This window comes from Oceanisphaera marina (genome assembly GCF_014643915.1).
Lineage (GTDB): Bacteria > Pseudomonadota > Gammaproteobacteria > Enterobacterales > Aeromonadaceae > Oceanimonas > Oceanimonas marina.
In genome coordinates this window covers 1-2,559 of the sequence record NZ_BMKE01000053.1, presented here as the reverse complement: position 1 = coordinate 2,559, position 2,559 = coordinate 1, and the positions used below count along the sequence as shown (strand labels likewise).

General features: G+C 49.0%; 3 protein-coding genes. 1 reads left to right on the top strand and 2 read right to left on the bottom strand.

Annotated features, from left to right (window positions below; all coding sequences use genetic code 11):
• Positions 1-164 precede the first annotated feature (164 nt).
• Positions 165-506 (top strand): hypothetical protein, encoded by a 342-nt coding sequence (locus IEW52_RS15490; protein ID WP_188630984.1) that lies wholly within the window; start codon positions 165-167, stop codon positions 504-506.
• A 124-nt stretch (positions 507-630) separates the two neighbouring features.
• On the opposite strand, the gene bamJ is transcribed toward IEW52_RS15490, so the two are convergent.
• Complete coding sequence (gene bamJ, locus IEW52_RS15485) at positions 631-1,101, bottom strand: BamJ family beta-barrel-assembly machinery protein (protein ID WP_188630983.1); 471 nt, start codon at positions 1,099-1,101, stop codon at positions 631-633.
• A 91-nt stretch (positions 1,102-1,192) separates the two neighbouring features.
• Entirely contained in the window at positions 1,193-2,470 is a 1,278-nt protein-coding gene (locus IEW52_RS15480) for a putative bifunctional diguanylate cyclase/phosphodiesterase (protein WP_229668002.1), read from the bottom strand.
• Positions 2,471-2,559: the final 89 nt, after the last annotated feature.

The following is a 2,559-nucleotide window of genomic DNA, read 5'->3' as shown; positions in this document are numbered from 1 at the left end:
CGCAGCTTTATTTCCTGGAGAAAAGATCAGCTACTGACTGAAGTTTCAATGTTGCTAAAGGGAGTAGGAAGTGAATTCCACATACGTTATACGTGATTGCTTATATGGTGTTATTTCTGTGGTCAGTACATTATAGAAAGTCGCAATTAGATAAAGGCCTATTAATGATAGTGATAGGTGCACTTTTTGTCATAGTACTGACTACTGCTGCTGGCTTAGACGTCAATGATAATAAAATTTTCGATGTTCCTGAAAAAATGAAATTGTCTTTTACAGCTTTAGTTACCATTGCCGGCGCCACATTTTTTGGCGCAGGAGGCAGTATGATCGCTAATGTTGCTGCTGAACACTCCTCTGATAGTCCTTCATCTAGCTTGTATGAAAAAAATATCTCATTGAGAAGTGTTGAAGATAAGTTAAGTACTATACACAATCTTTTATGGTTGATATTAGTTATTATCTTATTTCTTATTCTGTTATTTTTAATTATAAGTTTACGAATGTAAAATAAAATATTCTAAGAGCGTTTTTACTTCCCTCACTTTTATGCACCTCGACCTAGCTAGATCGAGGTGTAATACGCCCTTTTACGATTGCGATACTCGCACTGTAAAAAGGCCGCCACTTAATTTACTCGATTCCTAGCAGTTCTACTTCAAATATCAGCAAGGATCCGGGTTTTATGGCTCCGGCGGGGCTGTTGCCGTAGGCGAGTCTGGAGGGGATGAAGAACTTGAATTTGTCACCGACGACCATTAATTGTACGCCTTCGGTCCAGCCTCTTATGACGCGATTCAGCGGGAAGCTGATGGGTTCGCCGCGATCTACCGAGCTGTCGAATACGGTGCCGTCTAACAGCGTGCCGTGATAATGCACGGTGACCGTAGACTTGGCAGTGGGGTGAGTGGTGCCTTCGCCTTTTTCCAGTATTTGATATTGCAAGCCGGAGGCGGTTTCCTGCACCTCGTCATGGGCTTTGTTGGCGGCCAAAAACGCGTTTCCGGCTTCGATATTGTCAACGGCGGCTTTCTTGTGGTTTGAATTTCTGACGAAGTAAAATACCAACACTGCAATGACGACTGCCAAAAGTATAAATTTCATTACTGATCCTATGAATATTGAGATTTTTGTATTCTAGCACCTGGCTATGCACGCTGAGAACGGGTGAAGCGGCATGTGCATAGCTTTGCTGTCAGTGCTTCTCTAACCATGCAATCAAGTCTGCTTCTGACATGGGGTGAGCGCGCAGGTAGCCTTGATAAGCAGGGCAGTTCAGCTCGGCCAGGGTAGCGAGTTGCTGCTCGGTTTCTACCCCTTCGGCGACTACGCTCATACCCAGGGTGCGGGCCAGATCCAGCAGGCAGGCGATAATGGCCTTGTCTTGAGGGCGCTGATCAATGTATTGAATAAAAGAGCGGTCCAGCTTTAACTCATCTACCGGTAGCTCACGCAGGTAGGCGAATGACGAATAGCCGGTACCAAAGTCATCAATGGACAGGTTGACGCCCAACGCCTTGATATGGGCCATGCGGCTGCGGCTTTCGGTCAGGTTTTCGAGAAACACGCCTTCGGTCACTTCCAGGGTTAAATTATGGCGGCAGCCCGGATATTGCTGCATCAGCACGGTTAAGCGAGCAATAAAATCGGGGCTGTGAAAGTGACGGGCGCTGATGTTGACCGACAAATTGCCCAGTGGCAGCGAGCTGTGTTGCCAGCGTTGAAAACAGGCACAGGCCTGTTGCAGCACCCAGTTGCCAATGTCGCAAATCAGCGAGGTTTCTTCTGCCACGGGAATGAATACGCTGGGCGGAATGGTTTTTTTACCTGGTGGAATCCAACGCAACAGGGCTTCCATTCCCACGGGTTTATTATCGGCGACCTGTTGCTGCGGCTGAAAATACAGGTCCAGCTCATTATTGGCCAATGCCTGTTGCAGATCGTTGGAAATACGCAAGCGATCCTGTATTTCATCGGCCATTTCCTGGCTGAAAAAGACATGGCTACCCGGGGCGACCTGCTTGGCAATATGGTTGGCGGTATCGGCCTGGCGCAGATATTCCTCCTGGCCAAGCTGGGCCACGGGAAACAAGCTGATGCCGATGCTGGCGCTCAGGTGCAGGCGCAGCGTATCCAGTTCGAACGGGATCACAAATTGCTCGTTCAAGCTGTGTGCCAGCTGCTCGGCCCGGGTTTTTGCGCTGGTATAGCCGTGTCCCAAATCAGGGCAGAGCAGTACAAATTCGTCACTGCCAATGCGGGCCAGGCTGACGCCATCAAGGTGCTTGGTAAACTGCGTCAGGCGCTCCGCCACTTGTATGAGCAGCTTGTCGCCGATGGCATAGCCCAGAGAATCATTAATATTCTTGAAATCATCAAGATCGAGCAGCAGCAGGGCCCCCCGGCTTGAGTCGAGTTCTGCCTGCGCCACGGTTTGGTTGATATGGCCGACCATAAAGCGGTAACAGTTCACCCAGAGTGGCTTGACGCACACAGTTCTTCAGGAATGGGGTAATTCGTTTTTTCGATGCAGGCGCGGACCACGGCACGTAACCATTCCTG

Bases quoted from the DNA above. Each gene is read 5' to 3' on its own strand.
- bamJ (WP_188630983.1), bottom strand. From the start codon at position 1,101: ATGAAATTTATACTTTTGGCAGTCGTCATTGCAGTGTTGGTATTTTAC.
- IEW52_RS15490 (WP_188630984.1), top strand. From the start codon at position 165: ATGATAGTGATAGGTGCACTTTTTGTCATAGTACTGACTACTGCTGCT.